This is a genomic window from Nostoc sp. CHAB 5836 (assembly GCF_020829445.1).
GTDB lineage: Bacteria > Cyanobacteriota > Cyanobacteriia > Cyanobacteriales > Nostocaceae > Nostoc.
The window spans coordinates 1-26,424 of sequence record NZ_JAIVFV010000091.1 but is presented as its reverse complement, the minus strand read 5'-3'; the positions used below and the strand labels follow the sequence as shown (position 1 = coordinate 26,424).

Here is a 26,424-nt window from a genome sequence, read left to right as displayed (position 1 = left end):
CTTTGGAATCCCCACCTTCAACGAAGTAAGGTGGGGAGGATGTCAAGACTAGCAATGTACTTCAACTCTAGGAAACATATCACGAACAGCCCTTAAACTTAGCTAATATGATTGAGCAGCGTTTTGCAAATTTAAGAGACTTTGAATTACCAGAAATTCCTAGAGAACCTATTCGCACCGTATCAACATTTGAAGAATGATGCCTCTAATGCATCACTCAATAAATACCTTGGATAAATCCAGAAACAAATCAGAGAAACAGGGCAGATTAACTGATTCATTTGGCAGAGAAATCAACTTGCGGCGATAACCAAATTTACCTTGCAAAGCTTGATAAGGTTCGCTGTAGCATTCTAGATAATTATCTACTAAATTAAATATCCAATAATCCGAGATATTTGCTTCTGCATAAATAAGTAGCTTTTCCTCTTGGTCATATTTTAAGGATGAATCGGCAATCTCAATTAAGAGTAAAATATCAGATGGATTAGGATGAACTGCTAAATAGTCATCAGGACGATTTTGCACAATCACCATATCTGGTTCTGGTTCGCTGTTTTCAGAGATAATAATTGGTTCTTGTCCTCGAAGAGTCGCCTTTTCTGCAAGAAGCTTGAATAATTCCCGATACAAGCGTGTGCCGCAAACAGAGTGTGGTGTACCTTTTGCTGCTATCTGGATTATTTCTCCTTTAATTAGCTCAACTCTGTCATCCTCACTAAAAAATCCGAGTTCTAAGAGACGGTGATATTCAGCTATGGTGAAGCGTTTAGCAGTGGTAAGGCTCATAACAGCTACGAAAATGCAGAGTTGTTTTTATCTTAATATAGCTTTGATGTTCTTATTGAGTTGAAATGTTGATGTTGGAATAATTATCATTACTAATGATTGAGTACGCCCTAATGATGACCGACAGCGTTATACACTGCCACAAGTTTCTACAAATTGTTTTCCACAGTCTTTACAAAGATAGCACTGCTTGCCTCTGCGATACCCATTTTTAGATAATCGCTGTGATTGACAATGTAGACATTTCATTACCTTCATTACACATCCCAACACATTATCTCCAACATAGGGTTCTAAATATGAAACGAGCAAATCTTCAATAGCTTGGGTCAGTCGTTGCCGATGTTGTTGATCTGGGTTGCGAAGTGCCGATAATATGACAGCATTGCTGCTGTGAACACAAACTTCTGCCAGCAAGCTGCACTGTGCTTCACTTAATTTTGAGTTTCGCTGTTTCAAGATATTTGCCATAAAGTTAATTGCTTCTTGGGTCATGCTTTCATCAATGGATTGGAAAATTTCGCGGGCGATGAAAAACTGCACAAATACCACCCGTGAAACTGGCTGCTCAAACATTTGTGCTACAGAGTTAACAAGAGCATGAATCATTTGACGTAGTGGTAACTGGACAATTTCTGGCGTGTTCACCTGCGCCCACATCTGCTTTACGCGCTCAACATGGCGTAACTCCATCGCTTGAAAAATAGCAGCTTTATCAGGAAAAAACTGATATAAAGAACCGATCGCTGTTCCTGCCTTTGCTGCAATTAAATGGGTAGTTGCAGCTTCATAACCCACTTGATCAAACACTCCAGCTGCCGCATCCAAGATTTTTTCAACTCGTTGTTTTCCTCGTTGTTGTTTGGGTTGACGACGTAAACTGCTTGACGAATGTGAATCTTCTGTCATATATTAAAAAGACGACGGATTTTTCACAATTTTATAACTAGCGGAGAAGATCATGGAATCTATGCTTCCTGGTGCCCCTTGGCTATTACTCCACAAGTCGATGTTGGCAGTTAACCAACCTCGAAAAATTTCCTTGTATGGTGATGACTATGTGATGTGGAAAGATTCTACCGAAGCGATATATGCTTTGCCCAATGCTTGCCCACACATGGGAGCAATGTTGTCCGAAGGCTGGTGTGAAACAGAAGGTGATGGTAGAAGTGCTGTGGTCTGCCCGTTTCATGCCTTGAAATTTGATGGGTCAGGCTGCACTGTTTTACCTGGAACTAACAAGAAAACATTGTCACAACTCAAATCATTAGAGCTAATAATTCAAGGGGATTTTATTTGGTCTTATGGTGGAAATGATCCGAAAATACCTATTCCCACAGTACTAAATGAGATTGCTAAAACATACTCCCTCATTGGACATACAGCAGATAGAACTATAGATACTTCAATGCTGACGATGCTGCTGAATATGCACGACTACAATCATCAAAATGGTACTCACCGAGAATTATTTCGGATTACCGATATCGAATTTCATCAATTTATTGATCACGGGCATGAGTCCCATGCCTTTTATGATTTGCCCACAGCACCTTATAGCTTAGTAGAAAAGCTGAAGAAGCCCAATTTGCTTTTATTGCCCAAGATTATCAAAGCGCATTTAGAGAATCATTTTCCATCCCTTGTAATTTTTCATGGAGAAATGCCATTAGGTAAAGCCGCACAGTGCCATATATTTGTGCCAGAAGCCGCTAATCGGACACGGACTTATATTTTATTATTTGGTCAAGCCAAGCATCCTATATTTAAGATACTTGGTAGTACATATCTTAAGTTTGGTGAGGTGGTAGTAAATCAAGATGCAGATATATTAGGAAAAATTTATCCGAATACACCTAAAAAAATTAAACTCAATAATGAAGTAGGTATGGATTGGGTACGACGTAATTTTGATAACTTTCCAAATATTGTAGAACCTAGTTTTTCCAAGCAGACGGGGGATAAAATTTCAGCATCATAGTCATTGCTTGGGAACATCCCAAATGTGCAAAAACCTTGATAGCCCTTTTTTAAGAAAAGCTAGAGAAGATTAATACTATTGAGTTAAGTGACTTTCTAGCAAAGATGCGATCGCTTCCGGATGAATATTCTTGTATTTCTTTTTACCAAGGTGTAAAACACAGTTGGGAGCGCTGCTACAGCATTTTTGGCAACTCGTATGTTCAATGGTAACTTTGTCTAACAAACCGCGATCGCACAAAGTTTTTTCTAATTCTGATAATAATCCTTTACCACCACGTTTTAGGCAACCACCCTTTTGACATACCATAATCCTCGCTTTGGTTTGAGGTGGTAAATCTTGCTTTGGACACACATCAATGGGTGTCACCCGGTAGGCTTTTACTTTAATTTTACTTGTGCGCAAATCTACCTTGCTGTGACCACAAACACGAACTCGCTGACCAGGAACTAAGGATGAACTTAGTAAACGGCGCAACTCTTTAGGCAGTTTAATTTCCACATTTCCAGATGGAACTGCTAATTGCAAATATTTATATTTTCCAGGTTCACCACCAATAAAACCTAGTAACTCTCCCTCAAGGTTCAATTCTGATAAAGTCAAATACTTGTCACCCATGATTGATAAAAAATTAGTAATTAGTAATTAGTCATTGGTCATTGGTCATTAGTCATTAGTTAAGAGTTATAAGTTAGCAGTTAAAATTTATAACTCATAACTCATAAATTCTTACTCCTCAAATCTTTCTTGCACCTGCTCGATCTACCGCCAATAAATAAATTTATTGGCTAATAGCTTAACTCCACTAAAGTGGACTAAAAACCTTACTTAGTCTTCTTTAGAATACTTTAGCTATTAGCCTCAGAATTCATTCTGAGGCGGTTGTGGGAACAGGTGCAATATCTGAGAAACCCACTCCCCATTTTTTAAGCGAGTCGTTTAGCTTCTACTGTTTGGGGTAAATTTGCTGTGTCTGGCAATTCACTAAATTCCAATTCCCAACCATTTGCTAGAGTGAGAATCTTGCCATCATTTCCATCGGTTTGTTTGACGACTTCTTCTTCAAGGTCTTTTTTAGCAACGTAAACTACTAAAGTGCCGGCATCATTCATGCGTAGCATTACTTTCATGAGATTCCTCAACAGATTCTAGTTCTTTTTTCTTACAGCCAACGACGAACCCTGTTTCTAAGAAATGCACAGCATAGATATAGGAAGTCTGCAAATATGTTCCTATACTCGCTATGTAGCCGATATCTCCCTTGTTTACTAAAACTTGGCCGACTTCCTTTCCAGGAAAAGTACCATCGTTTTTTAGCAGTTTACGAACTTTTACTTTTTCACCAATTTCAAAAGCAGGTGGTAAGTTTAGTTCTAATTCATCGCGTTGCATGAGAGTACCTCTGTTCTCTGACCAAATTCAATAGTTCTTCTGTCGTCAAACTGCGTTTTTTCTGTACCGATTGATGGCGTACTGCATCTAAAACAGATTGGGTTTCTTGGGAGTTCAAGAAAATGCCATGCTGTTCTAACAAGTTTGAAACCAAATGCCGTCCAGAATGTTTTCCTACTACTAAACGCCGTTCCCAACCCACCTCTTCAGGTGCAAATGGTTCGTAGGTAATGGGGTTTTGCAATACCCCGTGAGCATGAATACCAGATTCGTGAGCAAAGGTATTTTCGCCAACGATCGCTTTCCAGGGTGGTACACTAGCACCTGATGCGGCTGCAACTAGTTGAGACAGTTCCAGCAAACTGGGAGTGTCAATACCCAAATCAACGCCGTAGATGCGTTTGATTGCCATGACAACTTCTTCTAATGCTGCATTCCCCGCCCTTTCACCTAATCCGTTGACTGTGGTATTCACGGATAAAGCTCCGGCTTTGATACCCGCAAGGGCGTTGGCAGTTGCCAGACCAAAATCATTGTGTGTGTGGATTTCTAAGGGTATCGTCAACGCAGAAACCAGTCTTTGGACTTTAGTGTAGGTGGTAAAGGGGTCAAGAACTCCTACAGTGTCGCAGAAGCGGAAGCGGGATGCACCCCATTCTTGGGCATAAAGTGCTACATCTAAGAGGAAGTTTTCATCAGCCCTCGAAGAATCTTCCCCGCCGACTGCGACCCAAAGACCTTGATCGAGGGCGAAGTTGATGCAGTCTTTAAGTTTTTGTAAACTTACTCGCCACTGACCATGAAATTTAGTAGCAATGTGGATACCAGAGACGGGAATAGCAATATGCACCCGGTTCAGACCACAGGCGATGGAAGCCTTGATATCTGAGATGACAGCGCGGTTCCAGCCCAAGAGTTTTGCTTGTAAACCCAAGTTAGAAATTGCGGCGATCGCACGCGTTTCTTCGTCACCCATTGCCGGTATACCGACTTCTAATTCAGGTATACCAATAGCATCGAGAAATTTAGCGATCGCTACTTTTTCTTGTAAGGTAAAGGCAACACCTGCTGCTTGTTCGCCATCACGTAATGTCGTGTCATTAATTATGATTTGATTCATTGCAAATATCCCTCTCTTGGAAGTATTCTTAATATCCTTTCTCTCTACAACCCCTAGTGATGGTAAATGCTAAAAATATCACAATTCATAATGTTGGATACATGATCCTTAATTATTGCCCCATTAGTAGCATCACATCTGTATGGCAGGGAACTAAAACAATGTATAATTTACCAATGGTTTTTACCGATGTCAGTTGAAATATCTTCGAGTAGCAATGAACTAATATAGCTATTAGCAAATCCAGAACAAAGTAATACACAGAATCCAGCAATTAAGGATGTAATCATTTTCGTAACCTCATTTTTTCTAGTGGATTTGGGCGTAATTCAGGCAGGTAATGGTACTCCAAGCTAGGGGCTACAAATTAGCTAACTCTGTTCTGCCAGCCAATCAAAAATCTTTCCTAGCTGCTCCAAGTCAACTAAACCATACTGCCAGAGGAGCATCGGTAGTGGGCCATTTTCTAATTCACGGTGTCGCAGAGCTACAGCAATATCCGCATTTGAAAGTTCAAGTTCATTGTGCAAAAAATTGAGGAGTTTTATATCTCTGTTCCGAATCGCCATAATTGATTGAACTTGAAACTTCTTAAGTTTGGAAAAGAATTAAAAATCAGAAATCCAAATTTTACTTGGAACTTTAGCCTTTTTAACGGTTGCTATATGTCAGGGAAACTTCAGATTTAGTAGACTGGATAAAATCTGAAATTCCATTAATCTTCCTCAGTCTGCAACAAATTCTGCTGGCGTACAGTAACTTCAACTTCTAAACCTATTCGACCTTTGTGCATCTATGAACAAAAAGGAGGAAGTGCAGTGATTTCGTCATGAATTCAAGATGAATAGTATCGGAATTAGGTCTTTGAAAAATACTCATGATTCATCACTGTAATGCCAGCAACGCTCTAGCCACTCTAATAATTCGTGACGAGAAGCAAGAAATTGCATAACTGTACTGCGAATTAAAATTGCTTCTAGCAGATTATTCACTTGCACTCGTAAAGAACCATCGGGTGGACAAGAGCTATTAATTTTTAACTCTTGCAAACGGTGATAAATTCGCCAGCGATCGCTCAAAGGAATCTGCAAAACTTGATCAGCTAAAGTGCGATTTGTCATTTGTCCTTTGTCCTTTGTCATTTGTCATTTGTCCTTTGTCCTTTGTCATTTGTCACTTGTCCTTTGCTAATGACCAATGACCAATGACTAATGACTCTTGACGCTTAAAGTTTGTAGTTGTTTTTCGAGTTCTTCAATGCGCGAGAGCAAAGAACGAATCACCGTTGCTTCCACATCGGGTAGCTTTCCATGTTCTAAAGGAGAAAGGCTAGCGCTTTCGTTGCGAGAAATAATTCGACCAGGAACTCCCACAACTGTGCGATCGCTCTTTACATTCTGCAAGACAACGGAACCTGCACCAATACGGACGCGATCGCCAATTTGCAGATTACCTAAAACTTTCGCACCCGCCCCAATCACTACATTTTTACCCACTGTGGGATGACGCTTACCAGTTTCTTTACCAGTTCCGCCAAGGGTAACGCCCTGGTAAATTAATGTGTAGTCGCCCACGATCGCAGTTTCACCAATGACAACACCCATTCCGTGGTCGATAAACACGCCCTGACCAATCTCTGCACCTGGGTGAATTTCAATCCCTGTCAAAAATCGCCCCAAATGAGAAATTAAGCGGGGGATAAAACTCACACCTCGACAATGTAACCAATGAGCAATACGATGCAAACACAGTGCGTGCAATCCGGGATAGCAAAACACCACCTCTAGCCAATTACGTGCTGCTGGATCGCGCTCAAAAATAATGCGAAAATCACTCAATAATGGCTCAAAAAAAACGCCAGTGAGTAAATTTTTCAGCATGGATGTATGTGCAGAATCCTGCGTTTTGGTAGTCTGGCCATCGCTAATACTGTCTAAAGACTGTTGCATCGGTAATGTCTATCTGATAAAAGAGCCATCTGCTATTTTTATGCTTATATCAGGTGACATCCAACTCCACATAAAACCCAATGCTGATTGGATTTATTGGATTGATTAAGGTTGTACTCAAACCTCGAAACCCCGACTCCAGATAAACTTAAAATTTGTCTTGGGATAGGGGTGCTAGTATTTAATGATGGGGGTACTAGTATTTTTGGGGCAGGGGTTAAGAATTTCTGTACTCGCTACAATAAACTTTACCTGTAAGCCTTTGCAAACATTACACCAAGATAATTTGCAATATATTAAGCTGTACTCAGATGCACTCAAATATGAGTTTGATGAAGCTACCAAACACTTTTTTGTATATGCTACTACTATTATTTATTATCCTATTATTTCCTTAGGCGAAAGACAAGTTTCTTTATTTTCTTTTAGGATTTGTTGTCTGTATGCACATATACGTTTCAAAATCTAGTTATCGCTCATATTGAATATCTTATTATTATAGATGTGTTGAAGGAAAGCATTTCAATGAGTGCAAATATAGGAATCCAATTTGATTACGGAATCCTATCAGGTTCGGTTAAACACTTATAATAACCGTAGGTTGGATTGAGGAACGAAACCCAACATTTGATCCTTGTTGATGTTGGGTAACACTAAAGTCATCGGTGTCAACTTAACGTGAAACCCTTGCAATGGCGTCATACCAAGTCTACTGAAAAAGAATTGTTTTGACGTAGCAGTGCTACGTCAAGACAAGGGTTCTGGGTAACGCATATTTAATTTCACCAGATGTCTAATTACTAATTATGCCCTCGCAACCCCACCCCGCTTTTGTCTAGTGACAAAATCTCCCCTCCCCGTGAACGGGGAGGGGATTGAGGGGTGGGATAAAATGACTGTGGAATGAGCTTTCTGGCTTAAGTTGACACCAATGCACTAACTTTGACTACTTTTATTATTTTTTAAATTGTTCTAAATAAACAGCAACATACATCATAATGCTGTTACATCTTTGTTAAGAATAGTTACAGGTTCTTAACACAAGGCAATATTTATTATGGTAGTCTCACTTGAGAAGAATGGATCACATCAGGTTGTGATTGTTGGTGGTGGCTTTGGTGGACTGTATGCAGCAAAGGCTCTGAATGCAGCGAATGTAAATGTTACTCTCATTGATAAACGTAACTTTCACCTATTTCAGCCGCTTTTATATCAAGTTGCCACAGGTACGCTATCACCTTCTGATATTTCCGCACCATTGCGATCTGTATTCAGTAAAAGCAAGAACACAAAGGTGTTGTTGGGAGAAGTAAATGATATCGATCCAAAAGCGCAACAAGTGATTCTGGGTGATGAAGTAGTACCTTACGATACATTAATTGTCGCCACAGGTGCAAACCATTCCTATTTTGGTAAGGATAACTGGAAAGAAGTTGCTCCTGGCTTGAAAACTGTGGAAGATGCGATAGAAATGCGTCGCCGGATATTTGGTGCATTTGAAGCAGCAGAAAAAGAAACTGATCCAGAAATTCGCCGTGCTTGGTTGAGTTTTGTGATTGTAGGGGGTGGGCCCACCGGTGTAGAATTAGCAGGTGCGATCGCCGAGTTGGCATACAAAACTCTCAAAGAAGATTTCCGCAGCATCAACACTTCAGAAACGAAAATTTTACTATTACAGGGGGGCGATCGCATCCTCCCACACATTGCGCCAGTGTTATCGAAATCAGCAGCAGCATCTTTGCAAAAGTTGGGTGTGGAACTCCACACTCACACCAGGGTGACGAATATTGAAGATGACATCGTTACTTTCAAGCAAGGCGATGAATTAATAGAAATTGCCTCAAAAACTATATTGTGGGCAGCAGGTGTCCAAGGTTCCCCAATGGGAAAAGTCTTAGCAGAAAGTACAGGTGTCGGGTGCGATCCTTCGGGACGTGTAATTGTAGAACCTGATTTGTCTATCAAGAGTTATAACAACATTTTCGTAATTGGAGATTTAGCCAACTTCTCCCATCAAGATGGTAAACTCTTACCTGGTGTTGCACCCGTAGCTAAACAACAAGGAGAGTATGTAGGTAAACTAATTCAAGGACGGCTTCAAGGTCAAACTTTGCCACCATTTCATTACAATCATGTGGGTAGTTTGGCAATGATTGGGCAAAATTTAGCTGTTGTAGATTTAGGCTTCATCAAACTTACAGGTTTCCTTGCTTGGGCATTTTGGCTATTAGTTCACATCTACTTCTTAATCGAGTTTGACACTAAATTACTAGTAGTATTTCAGTGGGCGTGGAATTATATCACTCGTAATCGTCGCTCAAGATTGATTACAGGTCGGGAAACTATTGTAGAAACAAAAAATGTTAACAATAGGGTACAACAGCCTTCTGGGACACCTCTGTAACTTCAGGTATCACTGCATTAGTCGAACAATTTTGGACTTCGGCTTACCTCGACTTTGCTACTTCGACGCCGCGGTTCCTGAGCGTAGCCGAAGGGCAGTACAAGTCGGTACGAGTCGCTCAGTCGAACGATTTTGGATTTTGGATTGACTTTGACCCCAACCACAAGAATATGAGGATGAGATACCGTCCTAAGCTATTTTGGCAATTTGGCATATCATGACTTCGAGTTGCAGTTTAAATGGAGATATCAACACAACGGGACAATAAAGAAGTTGTACGAGGGATAAGGTAAAACTTTCCGCTTCTGGTGTCCCGGCTATGCCAGTTGTCAAATGAGTGCTGTAGAATAGCTCTACATAATTGATACAGCACTCAACAGAGTTCAGTTCCCCCTCTGCAACTGGCTAGATATCAACAAAATCAAATATAGCCCAGATGAGAAAACCCTTGTCAGTGGTAGTCTTGACAACACCATTAAAATTTAGCGGCTAACACGTATTTTAAAGCTTGCCAGTTCAATTAATTTTTAATCTGCGAGAGTAGTTGAGATGCTGAGTTAAGCTAATGAGCATTTAAGTTGCATAATAAATACCAGGGCTGAAGCCCTTACTACAAGCGAATCAGTCTGGAAAAATGAATGACGATTAGCTTACTATAATTAGTTAAACCACGTCTATCTTGAAACCTGTAGTTCAACTCTTTTCAAAAGGATTTGCCCTCATCCCCCAACCCCTTCTCCCAGATTTGGGATTCGGGGAGCTAGAATTTCAAAGTCCCTCTCCCAGACCTGGGAGAGGGATTTAGGGTGAGGGCGAAAACTACGGTTCTCAACTTAGATGAGGTTTAACAAATGCTAACTATTATCGGTTGCGGCAATCTCAATCGCAGTGATGACGCAGTAGGCGTAATCATTGCCCAACGCTTACAAAAATATCTAGCTGAAAATCCTCATCCTTATGTCCGAGTATATGACTGTGGCACCGCAGGAATGGAAGTAATGTTTCAAGCTAGAGGTAGTAAACAATTAGTAATTATTGATGCAAGTTCAACTGGTTCTGAACCAGGTGCTGTGTTTAAAGTTCCCGGAAAAGAACTAGAAGCTTTACCAGAACCTAGTTATAACTTGCACGATTTTCGCTGGGATAATGCTTTAGCAGCCGGACGGAAAATCTTTCAAAATGACTTTCCTGACGAGGTGACAGTTTATTTAATTGAAGCGGCAAATCTTGATTTTGGACTAGAGTTAAGTCCTGCTATAAAACATTCTGCTGATTTGGTTTTTGAACAACTAACCGCACTTATCAAACAGAATAATTATTCCTAACCCCTAACCCCCTAACTCCTAACCGAATGGCACTAAGAAAAGATACAGCCTTTGCTCTGACTGGTTCCCAGCCTTTAGTCTCGCAACCCATTGAGGCTCCGCCTCCAGTAGTTTGATAAGAGGCAGAGCCTCTTTTAGATACATTCCTTCCCAGCCTTTAGGGTGGGAACGAGACGACACAAGCCTTTAGGCTTTTCTTAGTACCATTCAACTCCTAACTCCTAACTCCTAACTCCTAACCCCTAACCCCTAACTCCTAACTCCTAACTCCTAACTCCTAACTCCTAACTATTATTTTTTAAGCCCAATCCCGATAAACCGAGAGTTCATCTACCCTCATTTCAAAAGGTACGCCTTGACTCTCTGGCGGACAAACACGGATTTTAGCACTGCTGACAATTCCATACAGTAATGTCCCCATTGGCACAATTTTTTGCAAAATACGCCAATTAGTAACTTGATCTGGACATTCAATGACCAATGTTAGAGCATTGGCATGAGTTGTGACATACCAGCGACAATTAGATAGAAGATTTTGAATCGTGCGATCGCAAGCGTCATAAAAGTATCTGCTAATAGAATACTCTAGTTGTTGCCGCAGTATAATATCCGCAGATGTCGGTTGTATAGGATGTGAGTCATCACCATTTAAGTAATACATCTTTGTAGCCATCTCTCTTTAGCTTACTGCTTATATTCCAATCACCATTCCATAAAGTACATCTTTATTTGTTTCTAATAATTCTTGGGTTTCGTCATCATAATAAGCACCAATACCACTACACTGAATTCCCAAATAATTACTAGTTAAATAAAGTCTCTGTCCAAGAAAACCAGCTATTTGCATAGCAGTTTGATAATTTAAATAATCTGACACAAAAAATAAAGTTACAGCACCATCTCTAGCAATAGCCTGATTAATACATAAGTAACCTGTATTTTCACTAAAATTACCCGTCTTAATCAGATGTGTACCTCTATATAACCCAGGTGTCATTCCCTCTACTCGATGCACCACCGAGTAAACTTCTATATCCTCATAATTTTCTGTCGGTATTGACTGTTGAAGTTGTTGCACTACATATAAATAATCTTCTTGAAAAATACATTCTTTCCGGAAACGTCTAATAGAACGTCTAGCCCAAACTGTTTGATAAAATTTATCCTTGTCAAAGTCAAACTGAGGATACTCTAATTTCTGCTGATGACTCTTTTGTAGAGCAGTTACTTGATAAGCATCTTCAATAAATTGATTAGATTCAAAATAATCAGTACCACAGACAAAAGGAACTTTCAGCCTTAAAGGTCTGACTTTCTGATCTTGTAGTTCTCCTGACACCACACAACCAGTGATAAACTCCTTATTTTCAAAACCCAAATCTGAATTGAGCGCAAGTTTATCAAAGTCAAAAATTAGTTGTATATCTCGGTTGTGGAGAAAAGCTGAAGCTGCAACTGCACCTAAATGGTGTCCGCTATCTAATAAGCAATATCTCATGCTTCTATTTTGATATTTCCAGCTAGACCTATAATAAACACAACTAATTAAAAAAATGAATCCGTTGATACTTTTACCTCGTATAATATAATTATCCAACCCATCATCGATTAATTCATAGATGAGAGTTAGACAATTATTCTCAACTTCTAGATGGTATATACCATCTACCATTCCCTCAATCCCGCGAACCTGTACATAAACTTCCGTAGGATACAAAGCGCCTGCTGATGGATTCACCCGCAATTTGTAAGGGCCATCTTTATATACTTTTTCTAGTGTTATCGCACTGGTTAACGAGATAAAAGAATGAACAGGATTATTGAGATTTAATTTGACTCTCCGATAAAACTTGGGATAAACTTTAAATGCAGATGGCTGTGTTGAAGCATCTACATAATTTGGATCAAGTTGTACCGATAAGTAAGAATGCTTGGTAGCGTCATGATAGGCTTTGCCCGATATCTGACTTGGCGGCATTTTTAAGTATCCTTAAAACTTCTACGTTGCTAGCAAAATCTATCGCTTTATAATCGTCTAAGTTTTTTAAATATAAATTAGGATGATGTTGTAAAAGTAACTTAACTACTTCTGTCTTTCCGGCTGATGCTGCGTACATTAAAGCTGTTGCGCCGTTATCATTTTGATTGTCAATATTAATGTTGACAGCCAGCAGTAAATTAATTAAATCGTAGTGATTACCAAAACAAGCAAACCACAAAGCATTGTTGCGGTCGCTATTTCGAGCATTGATGTCCGCACCTGCATCAATTAGTTCTTTTACGACTGCATAAACTCCTTCTCTTGTAGCTTTCATCAAAGCTGTATCACCATTTTCACCTGTCTGATTTAAATTGCTAGGATTATAACTTTTTGCTATTAGCCATTGGGTTGTTGCTTCACTCAAATTTTGACTGTTGGTTAGATTCATCAGTGTTAACTTTATTTGTGCCAGTTTACTAATATAAATTTCCTTGGCAAATAGAATGGTGAGCAATGCTCACCATTCTTGAAAAAATATTATCTAAATTCTTTCAACTTACATATATGCTATCAAGTTTATAAGTTGAAATTATGAATCATTTATAAAGATAACCAGATATTCGTCTTAAAACAGCTTGAAAAATAATGGAAAAGCAGTCATGATTACAGTTTTATTTCATAAGATGGATTAATCGCAAATATGTCATAAACGGTATATTTAAATCTTTGACTTCTTCAAGAAGTGGTGCATCTGATACCAACTTTTTATGAAGCTGCATAAAAAATTGGTATAACAGGGCTATTTCATTCTCATTTAGCCCGCCTCAGAATTAATTCTGAGTCTAATAGCGAAAGTCGTCTAAAGACGACTGAGAAAAGGTTATAGTCCGTTAAAACGGACTTTAGCTATGAGCCAGGAACTTCAGTTCCGGGTGGTTTATGAAAAAAATAAAGGTTCAAAACCTTGTCCCTTGTGGGCAAAAAAGTCCTTGTATTTCGAGGTAGGTGAAAACCCCACGCGGAAGCAATACTGCTCAGTTAATAATATTTGTAGGTTGGGTTTCGTTCCTCAACCCAACCTACACATTTTTTATTTTTTTGCCAAAACCTACGCAGTATTGCACGCGGAAGTGTCTGTCTTAATTCAATTACGAATTATGAATTACGAATTATTTTTATGTCTAGAATGAAATAGCCCTATATATGTAATTGATGAACTTATTCTTGATAATACCTATTGATATTATTATTTTTAAATCGTTTTATCCTGATTTTTTTAGCGCATTACCACCCTTTGTTGTAAAGATGATCAACTAGGGGTATAGCCTTTAGACAAATGATCATTGTTTCAATTTTATTAAGATATTTTAAAAAACAACAGTTTTAATATTAAAACTTGCTACTTTACTAAAGTATAAATAGCTAGAATTAGCAAGCAAAAACATGGAAATTAGCGCTCGTAATTCTCTTAAAGGGACTGTAAAAAAAGTTTTACCTGGTTCAGTCAATACGGAAATAACTTTAGAGCTAGCACCAGGAGTAGAGCTAGTGTCAATCATCACCAAATCATCAGCAGAAAAGCTAGGACTTGTAGAAGGGAAAGAAGCTTATGCAGTGATTAAATCATCAGATGTGATAGTTGCTGTTGATTGAAAAATAGGCAATTTTGCTTCCTTTGCAAGCTACTCTATTTCTGATATCAAATTGCATCCATATCGATAAAATAGTGACCTCACTCTTAGAATTTTTCATAAAAAGAGTGAGGTCAAGAATATATTATAGTAATCTTATTTCATCAAAAAAGTAAAGGTTTAAAACCGGACTTCGTCCCGCTACGCTAACGCCTGCAAGTGGGGCGAAAAAGTCAGAGGTATTACAAATTATTTTTATATAAGTTGGTTCAAGATTGTCTCACATTGACTTTTACAGAAGGTGATGATTCCTCCCTCTGCCGTTGTTAATAATTATAATGAACAGCGAGTCGCACTAAAGGGGTAAACATTGGAATTATAAATTAGGAGTTGGTGAAGGATGAAAATATCCTTCATCCTTCATCTTTTATTTGGTCACTAAAGGCAGAAACCAAAGTAATAGTTTAAACCAGATATGCTTCTTGATGTGTCTTAATTGTGCAATTAGAACGAGGATAAGTTACACAAAGTAGAGCGTATCCTTTAGAAACCTGATCATCATCTAGGAAGTTTTGATCTTCTTGATTTATTTCACCTTCAACAACCTTGCCAACACAGCTAGAGCAAGAGCCTGCATGGCAAGAGAAGGGTAACTCAATACCATTTTCTTCTGCTGCATCTAAAATGGTAGTTTCTTCGTCAACTTCAATTGTGGTGTCGAGGTCTTCTTTTTTGTTGATTAATCTAACTTGGTAGGAAGCCATTTTCCGATTCTCCTCAAACTTTATACAGTTGGTTTAATTTCCGAAGTTTTTGAGCAACCTATTTTACTTTTTGCTTCCCTTCTTCTTACAGAGATGCTATGCTTAGTGGGCTTCTCTATAAAAGTAAGAAATACAAGGCGAACGAGAAGCTACCTCAAGGCAGAGCGATCGCATTTATCGCATTTATAGAAAGCCTCTACAATCAGACTTGGCGCTAACGGAATGATGTTAGCTGCAAGGTACACCAGCAGGCGTACCGTCGTCTGTTTTGAAGGACTTACCACAACCGCAGGTATCAGTTGCATTGGGGTTAATGAATTTAAAACCGCTTTCCATCACTCCCTCAACAAAGTCAACGATAACTCCGTCTAATAAGGGCGCACTTTTGGCATCAACGTAAACCAGCACTTTGCCTTGCTGGCTTACCAAATCATCTGGTTGAGGCTTGCTAGTGATATCAATCGCATATTCATAACCACTGCAACCACCATCTTTTACCGAGATGCGAACACCTTTAGTTGCGCCATTAGCGTCGGGTGCTGAACCTTTGAGGAATGCTCGCAGATGAAATTCTGCTTTTTCTGATAAAATAACGGCCATCAGTTCTCCTGATTTGTAGCGATTAGTTGTTCTGATTTCAGGTGGGGATTGTCCTTTGTCCTTTGTCCTTTGTTATTTGGTAATGATCAATGACCAATACTTCGACTTCGCTCAGTACAAGTGACCAATGACCAATGACCAATGACCAATGACTAATGACCAATGACTAATGACCAATGACCAATGACCAATGACCAATGACCAATGACCAATGACTAATGACCAATGACTAATGACTATTTTGTGCAATACCCGTTGGTTCCATCGAATTGGATTGCGCGTGTCTCCAAGGCGCACTATTGCCGCATACTGGACAAGAGCGATCGCGGTGAGAACGGCGTTTCGCAAATTCCATCCGATTTAGGTCGATTGTCAGCAATTGCGACAATAGAGGCTGACTAAACCCGGTGATCAGCTTGATCGCTTCCAGTGCTGTTAGACAAGCTAATGTCCCAGAGACAGCGCCTAAAACTGAAAAGCCGCGCTGATCCCACTCAGGTTTTTCTGGAAACAGACAAGACAAACAAGGAGTCACACCAGGAATAATCGTCGTCAGGTAAGCCTCCATCCCATTCATTGCGGCTTCCACCATTGGCTTACGCGATCGCACACAGGCTTCATTTAACAAGTTACGCTCTGTAAAGTTGTGGGCGCAATCAAGAGCCATATCAGCCGACTGCACTAACGAGTCTACATTTTCCGGGGTGATGTAATCATGAACGGTTTCCACTTGGACATCAGGATTAATCGCATCCAGAGTTTCTTTAGCTTTGAATACCCTTGGCTTACCTACCCAATCATCAGTCATGAGAACCTGACGATTCATATCATCTAGCCGCAAGTCACCACCCCGGACTAGGATTAGCCGCCCAACGCCCGCTACTGCTAAGTAAAGCGCCGCCGTACCGCCTAATCCCCCCACACCTGTAACCAAAACCGTCGCTGACTTCAGGCGCTTCTGTGCTGTTTCGCCAAAATTCGGAAGCATCATTTGGCGACGATAGCGTTCTAATTCGGTAGGCGTTAGGTTAACCAATTTATACCTCCTAATCAGAAGTGATTTCTGTCAGTGTGACTACATTTTTCGGCTTGTCGTTAAACACTTTGAACAGCTTTTGTTCGTAAGCTGTCGATTCGATAAATACCTGATAAGCTTTTTGCAAAGCCAAAGAATATTGATTTAATTTCTCTTCTTGACTCAAGTCAGGAGAATTATCATCAATTTCCTGCATATATTGAGAGAACTTTTTCAGAATATGTAGACGATGTACATTTACAACTTCTAAATCGTAGGACAGGCTGAAGAATTGAAAAAATTCTTCCGCATCTACGAGCTTCTTGAATTCATCAATAGTTCCAGTCATTTAGCATTCTCCAATTGTTTCAGATGTTGCTTAAGTTCATCTAACTGGCGATAGATTTCATAAGTTGCGGCTGCAACATCCATAAGTTGTTTGTAATCTGTTGGTAGCCCTTCAGCTAAATCATGCAGATCCATCTTCATTTGACCTGCTTTACTGTTGAGGCGTCTGATTTGTCCTTGTAGTTCCTCAATTGTCATTTGTCCTTTGTCCTTCGTCCTTTGTCATTAGTCATTTGTCTTTTGCTCTGACTTTTCACGGTATTTGGAAAACCTCTCTCCTATAAGGAGAGAGACTTTGAATTTTCCCCCTTCCCGCATCGAGAAGGAGGCTAGGGGGTTAGGTTTTTCATGGGCTTTTCCACATGACCTGAATTGTCAGGTCTTTTACTAATGACCAATGACAAATGACCAATAACTCTTTAAATTTTGCCAACTTCAGGAAAACGCTTCGCCAAATCAAGACCTTTTTTGACGTAGTTTTCTCCCTCTTCTGCTAATTTCTCTAGGGAATCAAAGCCAAAGCGATGAGCATCTCGCAAAGTTTTCACAGCTAGCAAGAGACGACCAGAAAAAACTAGCGCCCAGCCAAATCCTTCATGACTCAAATCAACCACAACCTGGGATATCAAACCTGTTTCTTGTTCAATCCCAGCAGCTACAGCCCGAAAAAATGCCATAATTCGGGCTTGTGTGATCGGATCAACTTCGCCCTCAACGGAGATTTCCCGTTTCTTTTGTTTGGTGACAATAAAAGGTTTGAGAATCAATTCATCCGACCAAGTACGATAAACTCCATAACTGTCTTGACCACGGATTTGTTTGATTAATACCTTCAGGAAAGGTGAGTTCAAGACTTCAATTGTAGCGGTTCCGTTAACACTATTATTTGTGGTCATACTGTTGCTTCGTCTTCAATTTCATCGGCAAAGTTTGTGGTTTTGGGTTGTAAAGCTTTACGCAACCAAGGTGGAGGATTCCCTTTGAGGGTTTTCACTAGCTTATTTAGCACTTCACTAATTTCTTCTTCTTCCGATCGCGCCTTCACTGGGGTGACACCTTTCTTGATTAACCGAGCGGCGGCGCTACCACCAATTGCTGTGACGTAAACAATCGTACAGTCGCCTATTGCTTCAAGTTTTGGGGTGATTTTGTCTTCATTTCCGTCTTCTTTGAGTTCGCCTTCAAAGATGAGGGTTTCTACGAAGTGATATCCCTCATCGGAAATTTCGTAAACATCAATCGTTTTTGCCCATCCGAAGTGGGCGTTAATGTGAACTCGGTCACTTGTCGTGAAGGCTATTTTCATCGTAATTTGTCCTTTGTCATTTGTCATTTGTCATTTGTCATTTGTCCTTGGTCATTAGTCATTAGTAAATAACTAATGAATAATGACTCTTCTGTCATTTGTTACTTACTAATGACTAATGACTAATGACTCTTCTTGTTCTAAAAATAGGTTGCCGATGCCAAATAAAAGCTCCATTGTGCCTCGATAGCCAACTTTGGTAAATTGACCATTACCTAAGCGGTCATAAATGGGCAATCCTAGACGATAAAGAGGAATTGAGAGGCGTTTTGCGATCGCCACAACGTTGGAGTTACCAATCAGCAAATCGGAACCGACTGCTAGACTCTCAAAGTCTTCTAAGTCGCCGATGGTGATGCTTTTAACTGGGAGTTTTTCTAGGAGGTGCGATCGCGTGGTTGTCACCACCGCATGAATTTGACAACCCATCGATTGCAGGAAATGCACTGTTGACCACAACAAATCTGGTTCCAGCGCTAAGGAGACTCGTTTTGCACCGAAGTAAAAGTGAGTGTCCAGCATCGCATCTTGCAACTGACGACGTTGGCGGCGGTATTTTTCCGGTACGCTGTTACCGCTCAGAATCGCCAATGCTTGGATAAATTCATCTATCGGTTCTAATCCTGTCAGTTCGCCAAACACCTCATAAGGTGTGCCAAAGCGTTCTTCCAATATTTTGGCAGCCCCCCGCATACTTTCACCCAATGCCAGGGTAAAGGCAGAACTACCTACTTCTCGTAGCTGTTTTAAGGTAGTCCCACTGACTGTAACTGCACTATAAGCATCCTCTAAGTGTCCATCTAGAGAAGCGCCAAGGTCAGGTACAAAGATCGGCACTAGTCCAAAGTCCGTGACCATCTCTTTGATTTCCTGTACATCCCCAGGTGTGAAGGCAGAACCCGCCAAAATTGTGACTTGTTCAGTTCTGAGTCCACCTGCGCGAGGAATTTCCTTAACTATGCTTTCCACAGCAACAGCAAAACCATCTTGCAGGGCACCTTTAAAATCTGGGGTAGGTGCAAAAACGATCGCTAAATTATTTAATTCGGGATGGCGATCGCGGATTTCCTTCAGAAAACCCTCGATGTCATCACCTCTAGTTTCCGTTAACCCAGTAGTACATAAACCAATAATTTCTGGGTTAGCTTTTTCCACCAGAGTCAGAATTGCTTGCTCCACATTCTCTTCACCACCCAAAATAGTAGTGACTTCCGTCATCGCGGTGGTAGCTAGGGGAATCGCTTCCCGGAAATGCCGCACCAAGACAACTTTGGCGAAGGCAGTACAACCTTGAGAACCGTGGAATAAGGGCATTGTCCCTTTCAATCCCAAAAAGGCTAAGGTTGCACCCAAAGCTTGACTTTGCTTGAGAGGATTAACTGTCAGTGATTTGTTAGAAACAGTAACGATCGCCATTAAACTACCTCCTCATTTGCAAGCTCTTTACTCTGTGTTCTCTGCGCCTCTGCGGTTGAAAAATGATTTTTTTGAACCACAGAGTACGCAGAGTACACAGAGAGAAAAAGATGAGAATTTGGTATTGTCAAAACAGTTGCGATCGCCATTAAACTTCCTCCTCGTCCCAAGGAGCGGGTTTGCGTATTTGTTCCCAAATCGGGCTATAGAGAGCTTCGTACAGTTCTCGCGCCATCTCAATCATTCCTACATAACCTGCATAAGGATGGTGGCGTTCTTGGTTGATATCAAGGAAAGGAATTCGAGCTTTCAAAGCGGTGTATTGGTTACGTCCACCCGCAATCAGCATATCTGCGCGAGTGTCTTTAACCAGTTGTAGCAATTCCTGAGCGTTGCCTTTCTCCAACATGATGCCATCGTTGCCGATCAACTTCTTGATTTTGGCTTTATCTTCTTCAGTACTTTTACGAGTACTGGTAGCAACAACTTCAATACCCAAGTCTCTAGCAGCCGATATAATCGACCAACTCTTGACACCACCTGTATATAAAACCACCCGCTTACCTTTGAGTCGAGCGCGATAGGGAGCCAGTGCCAAATCTAAAGCAGCCGTTTCTTCGGCAATCAGCTTTTCTGTCCGCTCTTGTAAATCAGCGTCGCCTAACTTAGCAGCGATGTTTCGCAGACAGCGATTCATATCATCGATGCCGTAGAAAGACTCTTCAATGTAAGGGATGTTGTAACGTTCCTCCATCTTCCTCGCCATATTCAACAGCGCTCGTGAGCAGATCATGACGTTGAGCTTGGCGCGGTGGGCGTAGCGAATTTCATCGTAGCGAGCATCGCCCGTAATTTTAGACAAAATAGGGATGCCTAATTTTTCTAACAGTGGTGTTACTCCCCACATTTCCCCGGCGATGTTGTATTCACCGATTAAGTTAATATCATAAGGCGTTGTATGTTCCGGTTCTGCTGTTCCGACAACATATTCTAATAAAGCTTCACCGCCAAAACGGTTGCCCAGATTTTTACTGCCAATGAATCCTGGTGCAATGACGGGAATAACTGGAGTACCAATTTTTTCAGCCGCAGCTTTACAGACAGCATCGATATCATCGCCAATTAAGGCTGTAACACACGTGGCGTAGACGAATACTGCTGCTGGTTGGTAGCGCTCGTGAAGTTCCAGAATCGCTTTGTAAAGCTTCTTTTCGCCACCGAAGATGACATCATTTTCACCCAAGTCAGTGGTAAAGCCCATTTTGTAGAGTTGCGGGCCAGACGACAGACTACCACGACTGCCCCAGGAATTACCAGCACAGGCGATCGGCCCGTGGACTAGATGCGCTGCATCGGCGATCGGCACTAAAGCAATCATTGCACCATCAAAGGCGCAGCCCCCTTGAGCCGCGCCAGGTTGTGCCTGTTGAGTGCAAGACTTGTTTTTCTTTTCGGATTGTTTGTGCTGATTATGCTCGCATCCTGTCTCAGTCAGCAGCTCGTTGATTTTGCCTTGGGTGCTTTTCATCTCTCTTCTCTTAATTGTTAATTGTCCTTTGTCATTTGTCCTTTGAATAACTAACAACTAATGATCAGTTGTCCTTTGTCATTTGTCATTTGAATAACTAACAACTAATGACCAATGACTAATGACCAATGACCAATGACTAATGACTAATGACCAATGACCAATGACCAATGACTAACAAATGTATTTTGTGACATCCTCTCCACATACATCGGTGAGGTAAGATAGGGCACGGAAACGCAATCCTACAAATTCGTCATATAAAGGATTGAGTTTACATAGTGGTGGGATATCAATAGACTTCCCAAATAATTTAATTTGTCGCTCAAAGGGACAACAACAAGGAATTGTTTGGCAAATTAGATGAGCGATGCGATTATTTTTAACCTGAATTCCATCTACTACACGGCGCAACGGATTAAGAAGATTGTGGAACCACCCTCGTTTTTTATAGTTAGGTGGATGGTAATTAGGATGAGGATGAGTGTGAGTGTGTTCGTGAGTGTGATTGATGGTTTCCATTTATAAATCCCTTGGGTAAATGCTATCAAGAAAAAGAGGGAAATAATTACGAATTACGAATTACGAATTACGAATTACGAATTACGAATTACGAATTATTTCCCGCCTTTAATTAACACGTTGTGTTTCTACGCAATTTCTAACGAATCAAGTCGTAGGAAATATCTGTCTTAGAAGGAATGTTGGTGTTGCGATCGATTTCTTCAAACAGAGTATTTACAGTCCAGTTGAGCAAGTTGATCACACCCTGATAACCAATGGTGGCATAGCGGTGTAAGTGGTGGCGATCCATGATGGGGTAGCCGATTCTCACGAGGGGAATCTTGGTGTCGCGCCACAGGTACTTACCGTAAGTGTTACCAACCAGGAAGTCTACTGGTTCGGTGAACAACAGCGATCGCATATGCCATAAATCTTTACCAGGCCAAACAGTTGCGTGTTGACCGAAGGGGCTAGAAGCAAGCAATTCTTTGATTTCGGCTTCAAATACTTCGTTGCTGTTGTGAACCAAGATATGCACAGGTTCAGCACCCATTTCTAGCATAAAGCCAACTACGCTGTATACCAAATCTGGTTCGCCGTAGATAGCGAAGCGCTTGCCGTGAATCCATGAATGAGAGTCAGTCATGGCATCAACTGCACGACCGCGTTCGATTTCCAATTCTTCAGGAATGGGGATACCACTCAATTCGCTGAGTTTCATCAAGAACTCATCAGTACCCTTAATACCCCAAGGACGGGAAACAAAGGTTGGTTGCTTCCACTCTTTTTCGATGTACTCGCGGGTTTTGGGTGTAGAGTGTGCTTGCAGAGCGATCGTCGCTTTCGCGTTGATTGAATCTGCTGCATCTTCTAGCTTTGTACCACCTGGATACATATCGAATTCACCTGTGTTTGGTGAATCCAAGTAGTCGCTGTTGTCGGCTAGAATTGTGTAATCAAAGCCGAACAAAGAAGCAATCCGCTTGATTTCGCGGTTGTTACCTACGTAGGTGTCAAAACCTGGGATGAAGTTGATTTTACCATTGCTGGTTTCTTTCTTATGACCTGCGGTCAGGTTAGAAAGAATTCCCTTCATCATGTTGTCGTAACCAGTGATGTGGGAACCGACAAAGCTAGGGGTGTGAGCGTAAGGTACTGGGAAATCTTGAGGAACTGAACCAGCTTGCTTAGAGTTGTTGATGAAGGCTTGTAAGTCATCACCAATTACTTCTGCCATACAGGTGGTGCAGACAGCGATCATCTTAGGCTTGTAGAGTTGGTAAGAGTTCGCCAACCCGTCGATCATGTTTTGCAGACCACCAAACACGGCTGCGTCTTCAGTCATTGAAGAAGATACACCAGAGAATGGTTCTTTGTAGTGACGGGTTAAGTGGGTGCGGAAGTAAGCAACGCAACCTTGAGAACCTTGAACAAAAGGTAGAGTACCTTCAAAACCAACAGCAGCAAAGATTGCTCCTAGTGGTTGACAACCTTTAGCAGGGTTAACGGTTAAAGCTTCACGAGCGAAGTTCTTTTCACGATAATCCCAACCCTTTGTCCACTCTGCAACCCGTTGTACTTCTTCGGGTTCGTGACCGTTTTCAAACTGCTTTTTGTTTTCAAATAGCTGTTGGTACTCAGGTTGGTGGAATAACTCTACGTGGTCTTGAATTTTTTCTGGATTCTGAGGCATTTCTGGATCTCCAAGCTTACTGAATTCTTTACTAATTGAGGTGGGAAAGACGCGATTAATCGCGTCTCTACAAGGGAGATGGGAATATGATTCAAAATTCAAAATGCAAAAATCAAAAGAAATTTTTAATTTTTCAGTTTTGAATTTTGGATTCCCAACTCCCTCCTGGGGTTTTAGCCCCAGGTTATCCTTACTTATCTCACTCTCCCATTTCCCTAAACGGCAGCCTTAGCTTCAGCCTTCTTAGCCTGAGCTTTTTCATTCCAAGGAGCGCCAATTAATCCCCAGGTTGGGCTGTTGAGTGCCAAGTCCATATCGCGTGCGAAGATGGCGAAGCCGTCATAACCGTGATAAGGGCCGGAGTAATCCTTTTTGTGGTTTAATTCTTTTCAACTGTTTAATGTTTGCAGTAAACAGTGTCTGTGCTAAACATTGTTTTCTGAGAACACATTTATTTTTAGCCTAAATATAGGCTAAAAGCACAGCATAATCAGGTTCAGGACTCACGCATCATCTAAATGTTGTCCTGAGCCAAGGCGTTGTTGAATAAAGGGATGATTCTTGTAGGGTGGGCATCCTGCCCATTGGTGTCAACTTAAGCCTGGGCGAATGGAATTCGCGGCTACACAAACAAAGTCCGCCTGCGCGGACTAAGAGAAAATTAATATTTTTAACCCGCGCAGGCGGGTTTCGTCTGTGTAGACGCGGTTTCTAACCGCCCTTTTAACGTTAAGTTGACACCTATGCATCATGCCCGCCTGGAAATACAAGGGACGCTCATGTTGCCCATCCCACAAAACCAGCAAAATCATCCTGCAAATATGCAACACCGCCCGATGTTTATGTTTATCTCTGCAATCACAGAAATAAAGAGCGCACGATGAGAACGAAAGTACTACTAGAATTAGAAAAAGTTAATCTGCGTTTGAAGTCTGCAAAGGCAAAGGTGACAATTAGAGAATCGAATGGAAGTCTGCAATTACGAGCGACTTTACCAATTAAACCGGGAGACAAAGATAGCAAGGGTACTGGGAGAAAACAATATAATCTCAGTTTGAATATTCCCGCTAATTTGGATGGACTTAAGACGGCTGAGGAAGAAGCCTATGAATTAGGAAAATTAATCGCGCGTAAAACGTTTGAATGGAATGATAAATATTTAGGAAATGAGGCAATTAGAAAAAATTTTAAAACTATAGGAGAATTACTTGAAAAATTTGAAGATGAGTATTTTCAAACTCACAAACGTACAACTAAAAGCGAACATACTTTTTTTTATTACTTTTCCCGCACAAAGAGATTTACGAATCCTCAAGATTTGGCAACTGCGGAAAATCTGATAAATTCAATTGAGAAGATCGATAAGGAATGGGCTAAATATAATGCAGCTAGAGCGATCGCAGCATTTTGTGTGACATTCAACATCGAAATAGGTTTATCTAAATATTCCAAAATGCCTGAGAATAACTCCCGGAATATACCGACCGATGCGGAAATATCTCAGGGAATTATCAAGTTTGAAGATTATCAAAATAACAGAGGTAATCAAGTTAATCAAAACGTTCAAGATAGCTGGCAACTTTGGCGGTGGACTTATGGAATGTTAGCAGTTTTTGGTTTACGTCCAAGGGAACTTTTTATTAATCCTGATATTGATTGGTGGTTGAGTCAAGAAAACCTAGATTTGACATGGAAAGTTGATAAAGATTGTAAGACTGGTGAGAGACAAGCATTACCATTACACCGGCAATGGATTGAGGATTTTGATTTGATAAATCCGAAGTATTTAGAGATGTTAAGGGGTGCGATCGCAAAAAAAGATAGCACTAATCATGCGGACATAACCGCATTAACACAGCGAGTTAGTTGGTGGTTTCGTAAGATAGGACTAGATTTTAAACCCTATGATTTACGTCACGCTTGGGCAATTCGGGCGCATATTCTGGGAATCCCAATTAAAGCGGCGGCGGATAATTTGGGGCATAGCGTGCAAGTTCATACCCAAACTTATCAGCGTTGGTTCTCGCTAGATATGCGGAAGTTGGCGATTAATCAGGCATTGAGTAAGAGAAATGAAGTTGAGTTGATTAGGGAGGAGAATACTAAGTTGAGGATGGAGAATGACAAGTTGAGATTGGAGGTTGAAAAGTTGAGAATGGAAATGGTTTATAAACAAAGTTAAATTTCCTGATAAATCATACCAAATTTAGAGAATTTGCTATGATTTATAGGTGAAAAATCATCCAAATAAACCCATTAAAATATTTATGTCGGCTACTGACATTGGAACACTGATTGTTAAGTCACCTGAAACTCTAGGGGGTCGTCCCCGCATTGCTGGTACTAGAGTTTCTGTTCAACGCATCACAGCTTGGTACAAACTTGGGCTGAATGCAGAAGAAATTGCTGAACGTATGGGAAATATAAATCTTGCACAGGTTTATGCTGCTCTAACTTATTATCACGCTAATCGAGAGGAAATTGAGGCATATATTTCTGCTGAAAAAGCAGATTACAAGCGATTAGCTACAGAAATGGGGCAAGCAATATGATTGGACTTTGGACAAAAAAGAAGTGTTCGCGTATGTATTACGCGAATAAATGATTAATCTTGTTTATAGTTACCAGCAAAAAAAAAGCATAGCCACCAGAACCCCAAGGTATAGTAATATAAACTA

Annotated in this window: 30 protein-coding genes; 6 read left to right on the top strand and 24 right to left on the bottom strand. The window is 40.7% G+C overall.

Annotated features, from left to right (window positions below):
- Positions 1-213: 213 nt before the first annotated feature.
- Positions 214-789 carry a Uma2 family endonuclease gene (locus LC605_RS18590; protein WP_229548993.1) on the bottom strand — a complete coding sequence of 192 codons (576 nt, stop codon included), beginning with the start codon at positions 787-789 and terminating at the stop codon, positions 214-216.
- 129 nt (positions 790-918) lie between these two features.
- Positions 919-1,698 carry a TetR/AcrR family transcriptional regulator gene (locus LC605_RS18585; RefSeq protein WP_229548992.1) on the bottom strand — a complete coding sequence of 260 codons (780 nt, stop codon included), beginning with the start codon at positions 1,696-1,698 and terminating at the stop codon, positions 919-921.
- A 61-nt stretch (positions 1,699-1,759) separates the two neighbouring features.
- Between LC605_RS18585 and LC605_RS18580 the strand changes: the two genes are divergently transcribed.
- Positions 1,760-2,770 (top strand): Rieske 2Fe-2S domain-containing protein, encoded by a 1,011-nt coding sequence (locus LC605_RS18580; RefSeq protein WP_229548997.1) that lies wholly within the window; start codon positions 1,760-1,762, stop codon positions 2,768-2,770.
- A gap of 75 nt (positions 2,771-2,845) precedes the next feature.
- Here LC605_RS18580 and LC605_RS18575 read toward each other — a convergent pair whose 3' ends face one another.
- The 7 genes from LC605_RS18575 to cysE all read right to left on the bottom strand — a co-directional run bounded on the left by LC605_RS18575 (position 2,846) and on the right by cysE (position 7,231).
- Positions 2,846-3,388: a (2Fe-2S) ferredoxin domain-containing protein gene (locus tag LC605_RS18575; RefSeq protein WP_229548991.1), complete on the bottom strand. Its 543-nt coding sequence runs from the start codon at positions 3,386-3,388 to the stop codon at positions 2,846-2,848.
- Positions 3,389-3,696: 308 nt separating this feature from the next.
- Complete coding sequence (nifT, locus tag LC605_RS18570) at positions 3,697-3,900, bottom strand: putative nitrogen fixation protein NifT (RefSeq protein ID WP_229548990.1); 204 nt, start codon at positions 3,898-3,900, stop codon at positions 3,697-3,699.
- Entirely contained in the window at positions 3,875-4,162 is a 288-nt protein-coding gene (locus tag LC605_RS18565; RefSeq protein WP_229548989.1) for a nitrogen fixation protein NifZ, read from the bottom strand. Before LC605_RS18565 ends, nifT begins: the two co-directional genes overlap by 26 nt.
- Complete coding sequence (gene nifV, locus LC605_RS18560) at positions 4,149-5,282, bottom strand: homocitrate synthase (RefSeq protein ID WP_229548988.1); 1,134 nt, start codon at positions 5,280-5,282, stop codon at positions 4,149-4,151. The genes LC605_RS18565 and nifV overlap by 14 nt, the downstream gene beginning before the upstream one ends.
- A gap of 371 nt (positions 5,283-5,653) precedes the next feature.
- Complete coding sequence (locus LC605_RS18555; protein ID WP_229548987.1) at positions 5,654-5,851, bottom strand: DUF2949 domain-containing protein; 198 nt, start codon at positions 5,849-5,851, stop codon at positions 5,654-5,656.
- Between the two features lie 306 nt (positions 5,852-6,157).
- Complete coding sequence (locus LC605_RS18550) at positions 6,158-6,403, bottom strand: Asr1405/Asl0597 family protein (RefSeq protein ID WP_229548996.1); 246 nt, start codon at positions 6,401-6,403, stop codon at positions 6,158-6,160.
- An 87-nt stretch (positions 6,404-6,490) separates the two neighbouring features.
- Positions 6,491-7,231 carry a serine O-acetyltransferase gene (gene cysE, locus LC605_RS18545; RefSeq protein ID WP_229548986.1) on the bottom strand — a complete coding sequence of 247 codons (741 nt, stop codon included), beginning with the start codon at positions 7,229-7,231 and terminating at the stop codon, positions 6,491-6,493.
- Positions 7,232-8,288: 1,057 nt separating this feature from the next.
- Between cysE and LC605_RS18540 the strand changes: the two genes are divergently transcribed.
- Positions 8,289-9,635, top strand: coding sequence for an NAD(P)/FAD-dependent oxidoreductase (locus LC605_RS18540; protein ID WP_229548985.1), 1,347 nt, complete (start codon positions 8,289-8,291; stop codon positions 9,633-9,635).
- Between the two features lie 851 nt (positions 9,636-10,486).
- The gene (locus tag LC605_RS18535) at positions 10,487-10,960 is read left to right on the top strand and encodes a hydrogenase maturation protease (RefSeq protein WP_229548984.1); all 474 of its coding nucleotides are present in this window, start codon (positions 10,487-10,489) and stop codon (positions 10,958-10,960) included.
- Between the two features lie 298 nt (positions 10,961-11,258).
- On the opposite strand, the gene LC605_RS18530 is transcribed toward LC605_RS18535, so the two are convergent.
- Genes LC605_RS18530 through LC605_RS18520 form a run of 3 tightly spaced genes read right to left on the bottom strand, consistent with a single transcriptional unit; the run spans position 11,259 to position 13,389 of the window.
- Complete coding sequence (locus tag LC605_RS18530) at positions 11,259-11,633, bottom strand: hypothetical protein (RefSeq protein ID WP_229548983.1); 375 nt, start codon at positions 11,631-11,633, stop codon at positions 11,259-11,261.
- An 18-nt stretch (positions 11,634-11,651) separates the two neighbouring features.
- Complete coding sequence (locus LC605_RS18525; RefSeq protein ID WP_229548982.1) at positions 11,652-12,938, bottom strand: SagB/ThcOx family dehydrogenase; 1,287 nt, start codon at positions 12,936-12,938, stop codon at positions 11,652-11,654.
- Positions 12,901-13,389, bottom strand: a complete 489-nt coding sequence (locus LC605_RS18520; protein WP_229548995.1) for an ankyrin repeat domain-containing protein — start codon at positions 13,387-13,389, stop codon at positions 12,901-12,903. The genes LC605_RS18525 and LC605_RS18520 overlap by 38 nt, the downstream gene beginning before the upstream one ends.
- A 995-nt stretch (positions 13,390-14,384) precedes the next feature.
- Here LC605_RS18520 and LC605_RS18515 point away from each other — a divergent pair.
- Positions 14,385-14,594 (top strand): molybdopterin-binding protein, encoded by a 210-nt coding sequence (locus tag LC605_RS18515; RefSeq protein ID WP_229548981.1) that lies wholly within the window; start codon positions 14,385-14,387, stop codon positions 14,592-14,594.
- A gap of 442 nt (positions 14,595-15,036) precedes the next feature.
- On the opposite strand, the gene LC605_RS18510 is transcribed toward LC605_RS18515, so the two are convergent.
- The 12 genes from LC605_RS18510 to nifK all read right to left on the bottom strand — a co-directional run bounded on the left by LC605_RS18510 (position 15,037) and on the right by nifK (position 23,746).
- A complete protein-coding gene (locus LC605_RS18510) occupies positions 15,037-15,336 on the bottom strand; it encodes a 2Fe-2S iron-sulfur cluster-binding protein (RefSeq protein WP_229548980.1) in 300 nt (99 codons plus the stop codon).
- Between the two features lie 228 nt (positions 15,337-15,564).
- Entirely contained in the window at positions 15,565-15,936 is a 372-nt protein-coding gene (locus tag LC605_RS18505; RefSeq protein ID WP_229548979.1) for an iron-sulfur cluster assembly accessory protein, read from the bottom strand.
- 111 nt (positions 15,937-16,047) lie between these two features.
- On the bottom strand, positions 16,048-16,185 hold the full coding sequence (locus LC605_RS18500; RefSeq protein WP_229548978.1) for a hypothetical protein: 138 nt from the start codon (positions 16,183-16,185) through the stop codon (positions 16,048-16,050).
- On the bottom strand, positions 16,166-16,972 hold the full coding sequence (locus LC605_RS18495; RefSeq protein ID WP_229548977.1) for a HesA/MoeB/ThiF family protein: 807 nt from the start codon (positions 16,970-16,972) through the stop codon (positions 16,166-16,168). Before LC605_RS18495 ends, LC605_RS18500 begins: the two co-directional genes overlap by 20 nt.
- A 10-nt stretch (positions 16,973-16,982) precedes the next feature.
- Positions 16,983-17,300 (bottom strand): nitrogenase-stabilizing/protective protein NifW, encoded by a 318-nt coding sequence (gene nifW, locus LC605_RS18490; RefSeq protein WP_229548976.1) that lies wholly within the window; start codon positions 17,298-17,300, stop codon positions 16,983-16,985.
- Positions 17,297-17,497 carry a CCE_0567 family metalloprotein gene (locus tag LC605_RS18485; RefSeq protein WP_229548975.1) on the bottom strand — a complete coding sequence of 67 codons (201 nt, stop codon included), beginning with the start codon at positions 17,495-17,497 and terminating at the stop codon, positions 17,297-17,299. Before LC605_RS18485 ends, nifW begins: the two co-directional genes overlap by 4 nt.
- Positions 17,498-17,718: 221 nt before the next feature.
- The gene (locus LC605_RS18480) at positions 17,719-18,195 is read right to left on the bottom strand and encodes a NifX-associated nitrogen fixation protein (RefSeq protein ID WP_229548974.1); all 477 of its coding nucleotides are present in this window, start codon (positions 18,193-18,195) and stop codon (positions 17,719-17,721) included.
- Positions 18,192-18,605 (bottom strand): nitrogen fixation protein NifX, encoded by a 414-nt coding sequence (nifX, locus tag LC605_RS18475; protein WP_229548994.1) that lies wholly within the window; start codon positions 18,603-18,605, stop codon positions 18,192-18,194. The genes LC605_RS18480 and nifX overlap by 4 nt, the downstream gene beginning before the upstream one ends.
- 108 nt (positions 18,606-18,713) lie before the next feature.
- Complete coding sequence (gene nifN, locus LC605_RS18470) at positions 18,714-20,021, bottom strand: nitrogenase iron-molybdenum cofactor biosynthesis protein NifN (RefSeq protein WP_229548973.1); 1,308 nt, start codon at positions 20,019-20,021, stop codon at positions 18,714-18,716.
- 148 nt (positions 20,022-20,169) lie between these two features.
- The gene (gene nifE / locus LC605_RS18465) at positions 20,170-21,549 is read right to left on the bottom strand and encodes a nitrogenase iron-molybdenum cofactor biosynthesis protein NifE (protein ID WP_229548972.1); all 1,380 of its coding nucleotides are present in this window, start codon (positions 21,547-21,549) and stop codon (positions 20,170-20,172) included.
- Between the two features lie 174 nt (positions 21,550-21,723).
- Positions 21,724-22,071, bottom strand: a complete 348-nt coding sequence (locus LC605_RS18460) for a Mo-dependent nitrogenase C-terminal domain-containing protein (RefSeq protein ID WP_229548971.1) — start codon at positions 22,069-22,071, stop codon at positions 21,724-21,726.
- 139 nt (positions 22,072-22,210) lie between these two features.
- Positions 22,211-23,746 (bottom strand): nitrogenase molybdenum-iron protein subunit beta, encoded by a 1,536-nt coding sequence (gene nifK / locus LC605_RS18455; RefSeq protein ID WP_229548970.1) that lies wholly within the window; start codon positions 23,744-23,746, stop codon positions 22,211-22,213.
- A gap of 880 nt (positions 23,747-24,626) precedes the next feature.
- Between nifK and LC605_RS18450 the strand changes: the two genes are divergently transcribed.
- Positions 24,627-25,928, top strand: a complete 1,302-nt coding sequence (locus tag LC605_RS18450; protein ID WP_229548969.1) for a site-specific integrase — start codon at positions 24,627-24,629, stop codon at positions 25,926-25,928.
- An 85-nt stretch (positions 25,929-26,013) separates the two neighbouring features.
- Positions 26,014-26,298 (top strand): DUF433 domain-containing protein, encoded by a 285-nt coding sequence (locus LC605_RS18445; RefSeq protein ID WP_229548968.1) that lies wholly within the window; start codon positions 26,014-26,016, stop codon positions 26,296-26,298.
- Positions 26,299-26,424 lie beyond the last annotated feature (126 nt).